This window comes from Xanthomonas sp. LMG 12461 (genome assembly GCF_009192935.1).
Lineage (GTDB): Bacteria > Pseudomonadota > Gammaproteobacteria > Xanthomonadales > Xanthomonadaceae > Xanthomonas_A > Xanthomonas_A sontii.
This window is the reverse complement of record NZ_NQYT01000033.1, coordinates 1-13,524: the sequence shown is the minus strand read 5'-3', so window position 1 is coordinate 13,524 and position 13,524 is coordinate 1. Positions and strand designations below refer to the sequence as shown.

Here is a 13,524-nt window from a genome sequence, read left to right as displayed (position 1 = left end):
GAGGCGGTCATGCATGCGTCCCTGTCGAGTCCGCCGCCGTTGAGCGGCGGCTCGCCCCTGTTCGCTGCGCTGCGCGCCAGCACCCCGCACCTGGAATGGCGGGTGCCGGCCGCGGCGGATGCCTCGCGCTGGCGCCAGCAGCGCATCGGCGCACGCGACTACCGCGTCGCGCAGCCGGTGACCTTCACTCCCTACGCATCGGTGCGGCCGTGTTCGGCGCGCTGCCGTTTCTGCTCGGAAACCCTGCGGCCGCAGGCCGGCGGCACCGCCGCGGCCAGCCTGCGGCCGCCGCCGGACTACTTCGCGCAACTGCGTCAGGCATTGGCGCAGTTGCGCGGACTGCCGCTGTCGCACTCGCTGTCGGGGCTGGAGATGACCGACGACGAAGCCTGGTTCGTGGAGCTGCTGCGGACCCTGGATGCGGCCGAGCGCGAGGGTTTGCTGGTCGAGCAGCGGGTGCTGTACAGCAACGGTGCTGGCTTTGCCCGCGGCCATGGCGATGCGCTGCTGCAGGCCTTGCAGCGCTTCGGTCTGTCGTGGATCGAGCTGTCGCGGCACCATCCGCAGCAAGCGCAGAACGATGCGATCATGCGTTTCCGCCCCGGCGAGGCGATCGCCGATGCGGACGTGTTCGTCGCCACTGCGCAACGCATCGCCGAAGCGCTGCCGTTGCGCCTGGTGTGCATCCTGCAGCACGGTGGCATCGCCGATGCCGACGGCGTCGCGGCCTACCTGGACTGGGCGCGTGCCTGCGGGGCACGTACGGTGATCTTCCGCGAATTCTCCCGGCTCGGCGACGGCTACCGCGATGGCGGCACCGCACGCTATCTCACTCAGGCGCGGGTCGCGGTGGAGCAGGTGCTCGGCGCCTGCATGGCCGCGCCGTGGTGGCGCGAATTGCAGCCGCTGCAGATCACCGAGGGCTACTACTTCTGGAACCTGCGCCTGGCCACCGCCGACGGCATGGAGGTGGTGTTCGAGACCTCCGACTACGGGGCGATGCACGCGCGCCACGGCAGCGGCGACATCTACAAGCTGGTGTTCTTCGCCGACGGCCGGCTGTGCGCCGGCTGGCAGCCGGACCGCGATCTGCTGTGGCGGGCGTCGCATGGATAGCCGCAGCTGGTGGACGCCGCAGCCGGATCCGCCGCAACATCGGCTGCCGGAGGACCTGCGCCAGCGCGATCCGCTGGGCGCGCGCGACTGCGGCTGGGTCGGGCAGATGCGTCCGTTCGTGCGCCACTTCAGCGCGCCGGGCGAGCGTGTGCTGGATCCGTTCTGCGGCTTCGGCAGCACCTTGCTCGCGGCGGAACTGGAAGGGCGCCACGGCATCGGCCTGGAGATCGACGCGGCGCGTGCGCGGCTGGCGCGCGAACGGCTGCAGCGGCTGGGCCTGCACGCCGAGGTGCTGGACGGCAGCTTGCCGTACTGCGCGCCATCCGCGCCGGTGGACCTGTGCCTGACCAACGTGCCGTACTTCGGCTGTGCCTGGCCGGCTGAGGCGGGGCCCGACCAGCTCTACGCCAGTGCCGACTACGCCGCCTATCTGCACGGCCTGCGCGCGGTGTTCCATGGAGTCCGCCGCCACCTGCGCGAGGACGGCTTCTGCATCGCGATGGTGGAGAACGTCCAACTTGGCGCGGCCACGGTGCCGCAGGCCTGGGACCTGGCGCGGATCCTGGGCAGCCTGTTCGCGCCCTGTCCCGAGCGGGTGCTGTGCTACCCGCGCGAGACCGCGCAGCCGCTGGCGCCCGGCGACACCCGCAGCGACCGCAGCCACGAGTACGCGCTGATCTTCCAGCACCGGCGCCAGCGCATCGACCTGGCGGGTACGGCGCAGTTGCTGGAGGCGCTGCACGCCGACGGTTTCGTCTTTGCGCTGTACGGCAGCTATCCGCGCTGGCTGGCCGATCCGGCGGCGGCGCCGCGCCTGCCCGGCGACGTCGACCTGCTGCTGCCGCGCGACCTGGACGGCCTGCTGCGGCTGCTCGACTGGCTGCGCGCGCGTGGCTTCCTGCTGAGCCTGTGGGGCGAGCCGCTGGCGGTGCCGCCGACCCTGGCACTGCTCGACGCCCATCATTACCTGCGCGCCGAACGTCGCGATCGCCACGGCGGCCTGCTGCGCGTGGACCTGGCGCTGGAACCCGCCGCCGCCTGACGCGGCGGCGGCGCAGATCGCCCATCTCGCTAACCGCGGGATGAGCGGCCGCGGTGGCGTCAAGGCCGCGCCCACGCGCTTGCGGCTATCCTTTGCCGCGGTTCCCTCTCTCCGGTCAACGGCCTATGTCCGCTCCCTCCAAGGTTCTCGCCATTCCCGCGCTCGCGCTGATCGCGATCGGCCTGAGCGGCTGTTTCGCGCGCAAGCAGGACGGCCTGGTGAAAGAGACCTTCAATTCCGACAACACCTATTCGCGCAACTACCCGGTGCAGCCGGCGCAGGCCTGCGAATCGGCGCGGCGCGCGCTGCTGAGCCAGGGCTACGTGGTCTCCAAGGCCACCGCCGATGCGGTGGAAGGCACCAAGAACTTCCAGCCCAGCGACGAGTTGCATGAGCAACTGGAACTGCGCGTGTCCTGCGTCGCGCATGGGCAGGACGAATCCTGGGTGTTCGTCAGTGCCTTGCAGGACCGCTATGCGCTGAAGAAGAGCCCGACCTCGGCCAGCGTCGGCGTCGGCGTGCTCGGCTCGGTGTCCCTGCCGATCGGCAGCAGCGACGATTCGATGGTGCGGGTGGCCAGCAGTACGGTGCAGGACGGCGACTTCTACAAGCGCTTCTTCCAGCTGATGAGCGAGTACCTGCCCAAGAGCAAGCCGGCACCGGAGCCGTCGGCGCATCCGTCCGCGGCGGTGACGGCGCCGGCGCCGGCAGCGCCCGCACCTGTACCTGCAGCGTCGATGGTGCCGACTCCGCCGCCCGCCGCAGCGCCCACGCCGCCGCCGGCACCCGCGGCCGCCACTGCGGCGCAGCCGCCCGTCGCGACCGCGCCTCCGAGCGGCGAGCCTGGCGGCGCCGACTGATTCAGGCGTTGCTACACAAGCTGAATGCGGCCGATTTCGCTTCACGAACCATTCGCGAATCCGGTGAGAAGGTGGCGCCCGTCGAGAGCGCGGTGCTTGTGCATCGGCTCCGCCACCCAGGAGCAATCAGCATGAACACTCTCAAATCCGCCTTGTGTCTTTCCGTCCTCGCCATCGCCACGGCCGCCGCGCCGCTGGCCGAGGCGCAGCGTCACTACGGTCCCGAGGACGCCGGCCGCCGCTTCAGCGACGGCACCCGCGTGCACTGCAAGAAGGTCGCGGTGCGCAAGAACAGCACCGATCCGGACCGCATCGGCGGCACCCTGGCGGGTGCGGCGATCGGCGGCTTGCTGGGCAACCAGATCGGCAAGGGCGATGGCCGCAAGCTGGCCACCGTCGGTGGCGCGGTCGCCGGCGGTGCGACCGGCCGCTACATCCAGGGCCAGCGTCAGCAGGCCAATGGCAATCGCGTGGTCGAGACCGTCTGCAAGCGTTATTGAGTCGCGCGACCGCATCGTGTCGGTCGGTGCCTGACGCCGACCCGGCAACCTGATGCAGCACGCCCCGGCGGAGGCCTCCGCCGGGGCGTTTTTTTGGGTGCCGGTTGCGACGTTGCGCGATTCGGCGCCGCGGCGGCTCAATCGGCGAGCAGATCGCGCAGCGCCGCGTCCAACTGTGGATACCGGAACACATAACCCTCGCGTTGCGCACGTGTCGGCAGCACGCGCTGGCTGCCCAGCAACAGCTCGGCCATCTCGCCGAAGCCGAGGCGTAATGCCGCCGCCGGCATCGGCAGCAGCGCCGGACGATGCAGGGTCGCGGCGAGTTGCTGCGCGAACGTGGCATTGGTCGCCGGCGCCGGCGCGGTGGCGTCGTAGGCGCCTTCGCCGCCTTGCTGCAGCAGCCACAGCAGCAACCCGACCTGATCGTCGCGGTGGATCCAGCTCATCCACTGGCGGCCATCGCCCATGCGCCCGCCCATGCCGAAGCGGAACGGCAGCAGCATCCGCGCCAGCGCGCCGCCGTCGCGGCCCAGCACCACGCCGGTGCGGACCAGACTGGTGCGCACGCCCAGGTCCTGCGCGCGCAGCGCTTCGGCTTCCCAGTCGCGGCAGAGCTGGGCGGCAAAGTCGTCGCCCGGCGTGCTGGTTTCGTCCAGGACCTCGTCGCCGCGGTCGCCGTAGTAGCCGATCGCCGAGCCGGAGATCAGGCAGCCCGGGCGCTGCGCGGCGTCGAGTCCGCTCATCCAGTCGAGCAGGTCGCGGGTGGTGCCGATGCGCGAGGTGCGGAAGCGGCGCTTGCGGGTGGCGCTCCAGCGGCCTTCGGTCAGCGGTTCGCCGGCGAGATTGATCACCGCATCGGCCGGTGCGGCGCGCTGCAGATCGTCCAGCACCTGCACCGCCGGCAACAGGCGCGCCGCGCGTGCGGGGTCGCGGGTCAGCACGCTGACCCGGTGCCCGGCGTCGAGCAGGGCCGGGCACAGCGCGCGGCCGATGAATCCGGTGCCTCCGGTAACGAGCACGTGCATGCAGGGGATCGCTTGCGCCAAGGGAGCCGCAGTGTAGGTGCGCCGGGCATGGCGGAAGAGTGAACGCCGGGGGTGTCGGTGCCGCGGCGCTGTGTTTCGCGACGCCTGCACGGGCGAGGCGGCACGCTGCGCGGGCGCCGCCGCCACGTGGCCAACGGAAGCTCCTGTTCGCGATGTCCGCTCCATGATCCGACCATCGAGGTTCGCTTGCCCGCCGCGGCTTCGCCGCGGCGTCGGTCTCCTGCTGGCCGCGCTGCTGGCCAGTGCCGCGGCCACGGCCGCGCCAGCGCCGGCCGACCAGGCCAGCGCGGCTTGCCTGGCCGCACTGCTGGAGCGGCTCGGTTGGCGCATCGGCACGACCAGCGCGGCGCAGCCGCAGATCGCCGCCGGCGCACCCTGCGAACGCGGTTCGCTGGCCGAGGCGCAGGCGCACGGCGATCTGCAGGCGGCCTTGCCCGCGGCCTGGAACGACGCGCAACGGCAGCAGGCCTTGCGTGCCTTGCTGGACACCCCGGCCACGCAGTGCGGCTACTTCCTGCAACTGGGGGCGGCCACCACGCGCGCGGTCGCACGCCTGCAGGACAATCCCGGCTATCGCTTCTCGGCGCTGCAACTGGGCTGGATCGGCTTCGGCCTGCGCGGCGCGCACGCGCAAGGCTGGGAGCGCTTCCGCAGCTTCGGCCGCGGCTATCGCCCGGCAGGCGGCAATGCGCAGGCGATCGAGGCGTTCTACAGCGGCCATGTGCGTTCGGAATGCGGCGTCGGCCGGCAGATCGCGCAACTGGCCACACAGCGCGAACTGTATGGCGACGCGGCGTTCGATCGTGCGTTCAGCGCCGACGAGCTGTCGATCGGCACCTTCCTGACCCTGCACGACACCGACAGCATCCTGCTCGGCGCGCACGCCGGCGAGTTCTTCGCCGACGGCAAGGCAGCCAGGACCGCGCGGCGCGGCCGTGCGGCCTTCCTCGGTGCGCCTGGCTACATCGTGCACGTGTTCGAGCGCCGCTACCTGGACGACATCAACAACCAGGCCGAGAACTTCGTGGTCGCCGCGGTCAGCGCCGAGGCCGCCACGGCCTTGCGCGCGCACGGTGGCTTCGCCTACTACGACGCCCAGAACCGCCGCATCTGGGAGCTGGCGCGGGCGCTGCGCGGCCCGGGCCGCGAACGCTTCGAGCGCCTGCTGTATGAGCGCGACCCGGCACTGCGCGCACGCCTGGATCCGGCGCAGCAGGCGGTGCTCGCGCAACTCGACGCCTTGCTCGACGATCCGTTCTACCGGGGCTTTCAGGTCTACGTGCATCCCAAGGGCGTCAAGCCGATCGGCTATCACGTGGTGCGGCTGCTGGATCGCAATCCGCGCACGCCGTTCGCGATCGAGCTGACCCTGCATAACCTGCACACCACGCTGTACCAGCGCTGGCGCGACCTGCAACTGCACGACTGTGCGCAAACGCCGCCGCCGGCACCTGCCGCCGCATCGGCGCCTTAGCTGCGCGTCACGTCGGCATCGCCGCTTCGTGAGACCCTAACCCTCCTTTTTTCGAACCGGGAACGACGCATGGAACTGGGACTTGTAGGCTTGGGCCGGATGGGCGCCAACATGGCCGAGCGGCTGGTGCGCGGCGGGCATCGCGTGGTCGGTTTCGACCTGGGCGAGGCCGCGCGCAGCGCGGCGCAGCAGCGCGGGGTCGACGCGGTCGACAGCATGGCCGCGCTGATCGCGGCGTTGCCGGCACCGCGCGCGGTGTGGCTGATGGTGCCGGCCGGCAAGGTCGTCGACGACACCCTGGCCACGTTGCTGCCGTTGCTCGGCAAGGGCGACGTGGTGATCGACGGCGGCAATTCCTACTACAAGGATTCGATGCGCCGCGCCGGCGAACTCGCCGCGCACGGCATCGCCTATGTCGACTGCGGCACCAGCGGCGGCGTGTGGGGCCTGCGCGAGGGCTACAGCCTGATGATCGGCGGCGACAACGCCGCGGTGCAGCGCTTGCACGACGTGTTCGCGACCCTGGCGCCGGCCGCCGATGCCGGCTGGGGACATGTCGGCCCCAGCGGCGCCGGCCACTTCACCAAGATGGTCCACAACGGCATCGAGTACGGAATGATGCAGGCCTATGCCGAAGGCTTCGCGCTGATGGGGCGCAAGCAGGAGTTCGCGCTGGACCTGCACCAGGTGGCCGAGGTCTGGCGCCAGGGCAGCGTGGTGCGTTCATGGCTGCTGGACCTGTGCGCGGATGCATTGGGCGACAACCCGACCCTGGCCGGCATCGCGCCGTTCGTCCAGGACTCCGGCGAGGGCCGCTGGACCGTGGCCGAGGCGATCGACCTGGACGTGCCGGCGCCGGTGATCACCCTCTCGCTGCTGGAGCGGCTGCGCTCGCGCGACGACGATTCGTTCGCCGACAAGTTGCTGGCGGCGATGCGCAACCAGTTCGGCGGCCATGCGATCAAGCACGAGGGCGGCGACGCGCCCGCGCCGGGCGGTACGCGCCCGGCCTGAGGCCTGGCGCTCAGTCCAGCGTGACGCTGCAGCCGGAGGCGGCGCTGCGCACGCCTGCCTCCAGCAGCCGCATCACCGCCAGCGCCTGCGCCGCATCCACCGGCGCAGGTGCGCGACCTGCGATCGCCTCGCGAAAGGCCGCATAGCAGTCGCGGTAATCGCCACGCGGCGCGGGCAGGGTCTGGACGGCGTGCGTGCCGTCGGCGCCGACCAGGCGCAACTGGCCGGGCAGGGGATCTTCGCCCCAGCCGGGCGCGCCCGGCGCGACGCCTGCGCGCAACTGCGCTTCCTGCGTATCCAGGCCGTGCTTGACGTAGCTGCCGCCGCTGCCGTGGAGCGCGAAGCGCAGGCCGTTGGCGGCGACCAGCGAACCGGCATGCAGCACCACGCGCAACCGCGGATAGCGCAGCACCGCATGCACGTAATCCACGGTCTGCGCGCCGGGACGTTGCAGCGCCAGATCGGCCTGCAACGCCTGCGGCGGCCCGAACAGTTGCAGGGCCTGATCGAGCAGATGCGGCCCCAGGTCGAACCACAGCCCCGAGCCGGGGAGTGCGTGCTCGCGCCAGCGGTCGCCGACCTGCGGACGGTGGCGGTCGAAGTGCGAATGGAACTCGGCGATCTCGCCCAGCGTGCCCGCCTCCAGCAAGGCGCGCACGCCGAGGAAGTCGCCGTCCCAGCGCCGGTTCTGGAACACGCTGACGATGCGGCCGGCGCGTTGCGCCTGGTCGAGCACCTGCTGCGCCTCGGCCACGTCCAGGGTGAATGGCTTGTCCACCAGCACGTGCTTGCCCTGGGCCAGGGCAGCCAGCGCCAGCGGCGCGTGGGTCTGGTTGGGCGTGGCGATGACCACCGCATCGATCCGCGGATCGGCGAAGGCCTGCGCCGCATCGGCGACCACGCGCGCCTGCGGCCAGGCTGCGTTCACGGCCTCGGCCTGGCGCGAGACCACGGTGTGCAGGTGCAGGCCGGGCGTGTGTGCGATCAGCGGCGCATGGAAGGTGCGGCCCACGTAGCCGAAGCCGAGCAGGGCGAGATTGAAGTCGGACATGGGCGCAGGCAGCAGCGGCGGGACGCCAGTATCGCCTGGGCTGCGTGGGCGGATTGCGCATTCACGCTGCGGCGATTCTTCGGTCACGCCGCCTGTACGACGGCCTGGCGGAGACTGCGCGCACATTCAGCGGAGGAAGACACGATGAAGACGATCAATGCACGCACCCTGCTTGGCGCCACCCTGGTGGCCGGTTTCGCGTTCGGCGCGGGCCAGGCGTTCGCAGCCGGCCAGGCCACCAGCGCCAAGGACCACGGCACCATGGGCCAGCAGGACACGATGCAGCACGACACCATGGCCCATGACACGACTCGCCACGACTCCAAGGAGCCGGTCACCGACACCTGGATCACCACCAAGGTGAAGGCCGATCTGCTGGCCACCAAGAACGTGTCGGGCACCGAGATCAAGGTCGACACCGTCAACGGCACGGTCAAGCTGTCCGGCGCGGTCGCGACCAAGGCCGAGAAGGACAAGGCCGTGGCGGTCGCCAAGAAGATCGACGGGGTCAAGAAGGTGGATGCGGCCGACCTGAAGGTCAGCGCCGCCGCCAAGAAGTAAGCATTGCGATCCGCCGCCGCGGGTGGGGATGCGACGAGGCGCCCCACCCGCGACAGCCGGTCTGCGACGCACCCTGCGGGGTGCGTTTTTTTTGGGGGGGCAAATTCGCGACGGAAATCGCATTTCGCGTCGCATTGACACCCGCTCAGACATCATGCCTTCATGTTCGTCAACGGATCACGCGCGATGTTGGAGACCCAACCCCACCCGGCTGCGGGGCACGCGGCCGCGGCTGCCGAGGCGCTGGGCGCCGCGTTGTCCGGCCATGGCGCGCAGCCGTCACTGCTGCTGCCGGCGGTGCGCCGGCTGGAAGCGCAGTTGAGCATGCTGTTGACCACGTTTCACGACGACACCGGGTTCTGGCCGGCGTTCTCCGTGCTGATGCAGGAACTGGATCAGGGCCTGAGCCAATCCGAGCGCCGGCGCCTGCGCAGCCACGCCGATTTCCTGCTGGTCCGCGCCGGCATGCCGGCCTGGACCCTGATCGGCGCCACCGCCGGTTCCATTCCGCCCCCGGCGCGCCGGCCCTGAGCGCGGCGCGCGCGTGGCACTCCCGCGGGGGGCCGCAGGCCGCCCGTTTCGTCGTGCGCGCGGCCTGGGATAGAGTCCTTGCAGGTACCGCGATCGGGGTGTCGCGCTTCCGCTGAACAATTCATCTGCTGCCGGGGAAGATGGGCGACAATGCGCGCCCGCGATGGCCGCAGCCGTTCCTTCTTTTGACGCACCAGCTATGCAGACCATCGCCAAACACGATGCTTGGGACCGCTGGCGGCTGCCGTTGCTGGCGCTGGCCGTCGTCCTGATCGTCATCCTGCCCTCGCTGCTGCTGCGGCAGATGAATGCCAGCACCCTGCGTGCGGCGGACTGGGTCGGCCACAGCCAGGAAGTGACCGCCACCTTGAACGCGATGGAAGCGGACATGCGCGACATGGAATCGGCGGCGATGGCGATGTCGCACGGCGTGCAGTCGCCGATCCTGACCGCGCGCCTGCAGCAGGCGCGCAACTCGATGCAGCCGACGCTGGCGCACCTGGCCGAGCTGACCCGCGACAACCCGGACCAGCAGATCCGCGTCGGCCGCCTGCAGAGCACGCTGGAGCGACGCGGCCTGATCGCCGAGCGGATCGCGCAGACCCGCGATCCGGAGCGGATCCGCGCGCTGATCCAGGACATGACCGCCGACAATCCAGTGCGCGGCCTGATCGCCGAGCTGCAGCGGCGCGAGGACGAACTGCTGAGCGAGCGGACCGCCGACGCCGAGCAGCGCCGCATGCTCGCCTCGATGATGAGCTGGACCTCGCTGGTGGTGCAGCTGTTGTTGCTGGGCCTGGTGATCTGGCTGTTGCAACGGCAGATCGGCCGGCGCCTGGATGCCGAGCGCCACATGCTGCGCGCCAACGGCCGCGCCGCGGCGGTGCTGCAGACCGTGCGCGAGCCGATCGTGCTGCTCGACAACGGGCAGCGGATGCTGATGCACAACACCGCCTTCGCCGAACTGTACGGCATGGACCTGGCGGATCCGCCGAAGCTGCTCGCCGACGTCGGCGACGGCGTCTGGCAGGATCCGGTGATCGTGCAGCGCTTGGCCGACGTGCTGCTGCGCGGACGCGAATTGTGGGATTTCGAGCACGAACAGCTTGGCGCGGACGGCGTACGAAGGACCATGCTGCTGAATGCGCGGCGCATGCCGCTGCCGGACAGCGAGGACGAAGTGGTCTTGATGACGGTCAGCGACATCACCCTGCAGAAAACCGCGCAACAGCGCATCCAGGAGCTGAACCGGCAGCTGGAGGGCAAGGTCGAGCAGGTGTCCGAAGTCAATCGCGAACTGGAGGCGTTCAGCTACTCGGTCTCGCACGATCTGCGCGCGCCGCTGCGCCACGTGGCCGGCTTCGCCGACAAGCTGGTGCGGCACCTGGGCGATGGCGCCGACGAGAAGAGCCGGCACTACCTGGAGGTGATCGGCACCTCGGCGCGGCGCATGGCCTCGCTGATCGACGACCTGCTGGTGTACTCGCGCCTGGGCCGCAGTGCGCTGCGCCTGCAGGCGGTGGACATGCAGTCGCTGGTGGCGGAGACGCGTTCGGTGCTCGACGCCAACTACCAGTCCGACCATGGCGACAGCGGGCATCGCATCGAATGGAGCATCGCGCCGTTGCCGATCCTGGTCGCCGACGAAAACATGATGCGCCAGCTGTGGCTGAACCTGCTCGGCAATGCGGTCAAGTACAGCGCCAAGCGCGAGGTCGCGCAGATCGAGGTCGGCTACCAGGTGCAGCCGGACGGCAGCCATCACTTCAGCGTGCGCGACAATGGCGCCGGCTTCGACATGACCTACGCGGCCAAGCTGTTCGGCGTGTTCCAGCGCCTGCACAAGGCCAGCGAGTATTCCGGCACCGGTATCGGCCTGGCGAGCGTGCGCCGCGTGCTGACCCGCCATGGCGGCCATATCTGGGCCGAGTCCGCCCCCGACCAGGGCGCCACCTTCCATTTCGTCTTGCCCCCGGCGCCCGAAGCGCCCACTACCGAGTTCATCGCATGACCGCCATCCGCACCATCCTGCTTGCCGAAGACAGCCCCGCCGATGCCGAAATGGCGGTGGATGCGTTGCGCGACGCGCGTCTGGCCAATCCCATCGTGCACGTCGAGGACGGCGTGGAAGCGATGGACTACCTGCTGCGCCGCGGCGCCTATGCCGACCGCGAGGAAGGCCTGCCGGCGGTGCTGCTGCTGGACATCAAGATGCCGCGCATGGACGGCCTGGAAGTGCTCAAGCTGGTGCGCAGCGAGGAGTCGCTCAAGCGCCTGCCGGTGGTGATCCTGTCGTCCTCGCGCGAGGAAAGCGACCTGGCCCGCAGTTGGGATCTGGGCGTGAACGCGTATGTGGTCAAGCCGGTGGACGTGGACCAGTTCTTCACCGCGGTGAAGACCCTGGGCACCTTCTGGGCGCTGATCAACCAGGCGCCGGACAAAGAGTAAGCGCGCATGCCCACCACCGGCCCCAGGCTTGGCCCGATCCGGATCCTCATGGTCGAGGATTCGCCGGAGGATGCCGAGCTGCTGTCCGACCAGTTGCTGGACGCCGGCCTGGAGGCGACCTTCCGCCGCGTGGAAAGCGAGCCGACCCTGCGCGAGGCGCTGGGCGAGTTCGCGCCGGACATCGTGCTGTCGGACCTGAGCATGCCCGGGTTCTCCGGGCACGAGGCGCTGCGGGTGGTACGCGAGGACGGCAACGCCGTGCCCTTCATCTTCGTCTCCGGCACCATCGGCGAGGAGACCGCGGTGGAGGCGCTGCGCGACGGCGCCAACGACTACATCATCAAGCACAACCCGACCCGCCTGCCGTCGGCGGTGGCGCGGGCGATCCGCGAGGCCCGCACCGAGCGCGAGCGGCAGCGGGTGGAGCGCGAACTGATGCGCGCGCAGCGGCTGGAGAGCCTGGCCCTGCTCGCCGCCGGGCTCAGCCACGACCTGCGCAACATCCTGCAGCCGCTGCTGATCGTGCCGGAACTGATCGTCGGTCGCAGCGACGATCCGCAACTGCGGCACCTGGCCGACGTCATCGCCGAGTGCGGCCGGCGCGGCCACGAGATGGCCGAGTCGATGCTCTCGTTCGTGCGCGGCTCGCGCACGCCCAGCGAGCCGGTGCGCATCGCCGAGCTGTTCCAGGCGGTGCAGATGCTGCTCAAGAGCAGCCTGCCGGAGCGGGTCACGCTGCAGGCGGACGTGGCCGATCCGGCGCTGTCGATCGAAGCCAACTACACCGAACTGCAGCAGTGCCTGCTCAACCTCGGCCTCAACGCGATCCAGGCGATGCCCGACGGCGGCCAGCTGAGCTTCTCGGCGGCGCCGGCGATCGGCGCCGACGGTAGCGAGCAGGTGCGCATCCTGGTCCGCGACAGCGGCATGGGCATGGACGCGGAGACCCAGGCGCGGCTGTTCAGCCCCTTCTTCACCACCAAGCCGGACGGTACCGGCCTGGGCCTGATCTCGTGCAAGCGCATCGTCGAAAGCTACGGCGGCCGGATCGGCGTGGACAGCACGCCGGGCCAGGGCACCTGCTTCGAATTGCTGATCCCGCTGCGCGCGCCGGTGCCGTCGTTCGAGCCGGAGCCGTCGCTGCCGATGGGCAAGGGCCAGCGCGTGCTCCTCGTCGACGGCGAGGCCACGCGGCTGTCGCTGCTCGGCAATGCGCTGTCCAGCCAGGGCTACCGTCCGCAGTTGGCGTCCGACGGCGCCGCCGCGCTGCGCGACGTCGAAGAGCACGGTCTGCCGGACCTGGTGATCGTCGACAGCGACATCATCCTGCTGTCGGCGGTACGCCTGCTGCTGGCGCTGCAGGACCTGGGCTACCAGGGCCCGGCGATCGTGCTCGAGGACACCGGCACCACCCTGGAGCGCGACCACTTCCCCGCCGACATCGCCGTGCACGTCCTGCGCAAGCCGCTGGAAATGCAGCGCGTGTTCCGCGCGGTGGCGCATGCCCTTGAGAGTGGTTGAGGCGCTGGGATTCGGGAGTCGGGATTGGGGATTCGTTGTGAAGCGGGGATTGGGGAGTCGGGAGTCGGGATTCGCTTAGGGCAACAGCCTCGGCCCCTTCGCGCGTGAGGCGCAGCAACGCTTTAAGCGCGTTGTTTCAGTCCTAGCAATCCGCTTTTGCCAATCCCCAATCCCGACTCCCTAATCCCGGCCTTTCACTGTGAAGCGGGGATTCGGGAGTCGGGATTCGGGATTCGTTGGAGGCAACAGCAACGGCCGTCTCCGCTTCGCGCGCGAAGCGCAGCGATGCTCTGAGCGCGCGGTGTCAGTTCCCAGAAACCCGCTTTTGCGAATCCCGAATCCCGATTCCCCAATCCC

General features: G+C 70.1%; 13 protein-coding genes. 11 read left to right on the top strand and 2 right to left on the bottom strand.

Annotation, left to right across the window (positions count from 1 at the left end):
* Positions 1 to 9: 9 nt before the first annotated feature.
* The 4 genes from CEK68_RS08975 (at position 10) to CEK68_RS08960 (ending at position 3,518) form a co-directional block, all read left to right on the top strand.
* Entirely contained in the window at positions 10 to 1,116 is a 1,107-nt protein-coding gene (locus CEK68_RS08975) for a hypothetical protein (protein WP_152239178.1), read from the top strand.
* Positions 1,109 to 2,158 (top strand): DNA methyltransferase, encoded by a 1,050-nt coding sequence (locus CEK68_RS08970; protein WP_152239177.1) that lies wholly within the window; start codon positions 1,109 to 1,111, stop codon positions 2,156 to 2,158. Before CEK68_RS08975 ends, CEK68_RS08970 begins: the two co-directional genes overlap by 8 nt.
* 125 nt (positions 2,159 to 2,283) lie before the next feature.
* Positions 2,284 to 3,018 carry a DUF2242 domain-containing protein gene (locus tag CEK68_RS08965; RefSeq protein WP_152239176.1) on the top strand — a complete coding sequence of 245 codons (735 nt, stop codon included), beginning with the start codon at positions 2,284 to 2,286 and terminating at the stop codon, positions 3,016 to 3,018.
* A 131-nt stretch (positions 3,019 to 3,149) separates the two neighbouring features.
* On the top strand, positions 3,150 to 3,518 hold the full coding sequence (locus CEK68_RS08960; RefSeq protein WP_026143726.1) for a glycine zipper 2TM domain-containing protein: 369 nt from the start codon (positions 3,150 to 3,152) through the stop codon (positions 3,516 to 3,518).
* A 137-nt stretch (positions 3,519 to 3,655) separates the two neighbouring features.
* On the opposite strand, the gene CEK68_RS08955 is transcribed toward CEK68_RS08960, so the two are convergent.
* Positions 3,656 to 4,546: a TIGR01777 family oxidoreductase gene (locus tag CEK68_RS08955; protein ID WP_152239175.1), complete on the bottom strand. Its 891-nt coding sequence runs from the start codon at positions 4,544 to 4,546 to the stop codon at positions 3,656 to 3,658.
* Positions 4,547 to 4,730: 184 nt separating this feature from the next.
* On the opposite strand from CEK68_RS08955, the gene CEK68_RS08950 reads away from it, so the two are divergent.
* Both CEK68_RS08950 and gnd read left to right on the top strand, forming a co-directional pair.
* The gene (locus tag CEK68_RS08950; RefSeq protein ID WP_152239174.1) at positions 4,731 to 6,041 is read left to right on the top strand and encodes a hypothetical protein; all 1,311 of its coding nucleotides are present in this window, start codon (positions 4,731 to 4,733) and stop codon (positions 6,039 to 6,041) included.
* A gap of 69 nt (positions 6,042 to 6,110) precedes the next feature.
* A complete protein-coding gene (gnd, locus tag CEK68_RS08945) occupies positions 6,111 to 7,055 on the top strand; it encodes a phosphogluconate dehydrogenase (NAD(+)-dependent, decarboxylating) (RefSeq protein WP_152239173.1) in 945 nt (314 codons plus the stop codon).
* 10 nt (positions 7,056 to 7,065) lie between these two features.
* Here the strand turns inward: gnd and CEK68_RS08940 are convergent, their stop codons facing one another.
* A complete protein-coding gene (locus tag CEK68_RS08940) occupies positions 7,066 to 8,106 on the bottom strand; it encodes an oxidoreductase (RefSeq protein WP_152239172.1) in 1,041 nt (346 codons plus the stop codon).
* Positions 8,107 to 8,250: 144 nt separating this feature from the next.
* Between CEK68_RS08940 and CEK68_RS08935 the strand changes: the two genes are divergently transcribed.
* From CEK68_RS08935 to CEK68_RS08915, 5 genes are all read left to right on the top strand, one after another.
* Entirely contained in the window at positions 8,251 to 8,667 is a 417-nt protein-coding gene (locus CEK68_RS08935) for a BON domain-containing protein (RefSeq protein WP_017908374.1), read from the top strand.
* 186 nt (positions 8,668 to 8,853) lie between these two features.
* Positions 8,854 to 9,198 carry a hypothetical protein gene (locus CEK68_RS08930; RefSeq protein WP_226975011.1) on the top strand — a complete coding sequence of 115 codons (345 nt, stop codon included), beginning with the start codon at positions 8,854 to 8,856 and terminating at the stop codon, positions 9,196 to 9,198.
* Between the two features lie 199 nt (positions 9,199 to 9,397).
* A complete protein-coding gene (locus CEK68_RS08925; RefSeq protein ID WP_152239171.1) occupies positions 9,398 to 11,209 on the top strand; it encodes an ATP-binding protein in 1,812 nt (603 codons plus the stop codon).
* Positions 11,206 to 11,646 (top strand): response regulator, encoded by a 441-nt coding sequence (locus CEK68_RS08920; protein WP_010343137.1) that lies wholly within the window; start codon positions 11,206 to 11,208, stop codon positions 11,644 to 11,646. Before CEK68_RS08925 ends, CEK68_RS08920 begins: the two co-directional genes overlap by 4 nt.
* 6 nt (positions 11,647 to 11,652) lie before the next feature.
* Positions 11,653 to 13,167, top strand: a complete 1,515-nt coding sequence (locus CEK68_RS08915; RefSeq protein ID WP_043094740.1) for a hybrid sensor histidine kinase/response regulator — start codon at positions 11,653 to 11,655, stop codon at positions 13,165 to 13,167.
* Positions 13,168 to 13,524: the final 357 nt, after the last annotated feature.

What these genes read in the sequence shown, in the direction of transcription:
- CEK68_RS08960 (WP_026143726.1), top strand. Translation starts at nt 3,150, where the DNA reads ATGAACACTCTCAAATCCGCCTTGTGTCTTTCCGTCCTCGCCATCGCC.
- CEK68_RS08935 (WP_017908374.1), top strand. Translation starts at nt 8,251, where the DNA reads ATGAAGACGATCAATGCACGCACCCTGCTTGGCGCCACCCTGGTGGCC.
- CEK68_RS08975 (WP_152239178.1), top strand. Translation starts at nt 10, where the DNA reads ATGCATGCGTCCCTGTCGAGTCCGCCGCCGTTGAGCGGCGGCTCGCCC.
- CEK68_RS08965 (WP_152239176.1), top strand. Translation starts at nt 2,284, where the DNA reads ATGTCCGCTCCCTCCAAGGTTCTCGCCATTCCCGCGCTCGCGCTGATC.
- CEK68_RS08930 (WP_226975011.1), top strand. Translation starts at nt 8,854, where the DNA reads ATGTTGGAGACCCAACCCCACCCGGCTGCGGGGCACGCGGCCGCGGCT.
- CEK68_RS08955 (WP_152239175.1), bottom strand. Translation starts at nt 4,546, where the DNA reads ATGCACGTGCTCGTTACCGGAGGCACCGGATTCATCGGCCGCGCGCTG.
- CEK68_RS08925 (WP_152239171.1), top strand. Translation starts at nt 9,398, where the DNA reads ATGCAGACCATCGCCAAACACGATGCTTGGGACCGCTGGCGGCTGCCG.
- CEK68_RS08940 (WP_152239172.1), bottom strand. Translation starts at nt 8,106, where the DNA reads ATGTCCGACTTCAATCTCGCCCTGCTCGGCTTCGGCTACGTGGGCCGC.
- CEK68_RS08970 (WP_152239177.1), top strand. Translation starts at nt 1,109, where the DNA reads ATGGATAGCCGCAGCTGGTGGACGCCGCAGCCGGATCCGCCGCAACAT.
- CEK68_RS08950 (WP_152239174.1), top strand. Translation starts at nt 4,731, where the DNA reads ATGATCCGACCATCGAGGTTCGCTTGCCCGCCGCGGCTTCGCCGCGGC.
- CEK68_RS08915 (WP_043094740.1), top strand. Translation starts at nt 11,653, where the DNA reads ATGCCCACCACCGGCCCCAGGCTTGGCCCGATCCGGATCCTCATGGTC.
- gnd (WP_152239173.1), top strand. Translation starts at nt 6,111, where the DNA reads ATGGAACTGGGACTTGTAGGCTTGGGCCGGATGGGCGCCAACATGGCC.
- CEK68_RS08920 (WP_010343137.1), top strand. Translation starts at nt 11,206, where the DNA reads ATGACCGCCATCCGCACCATCCTGCTTGCCGAAGACAGCCCCGCCGAT.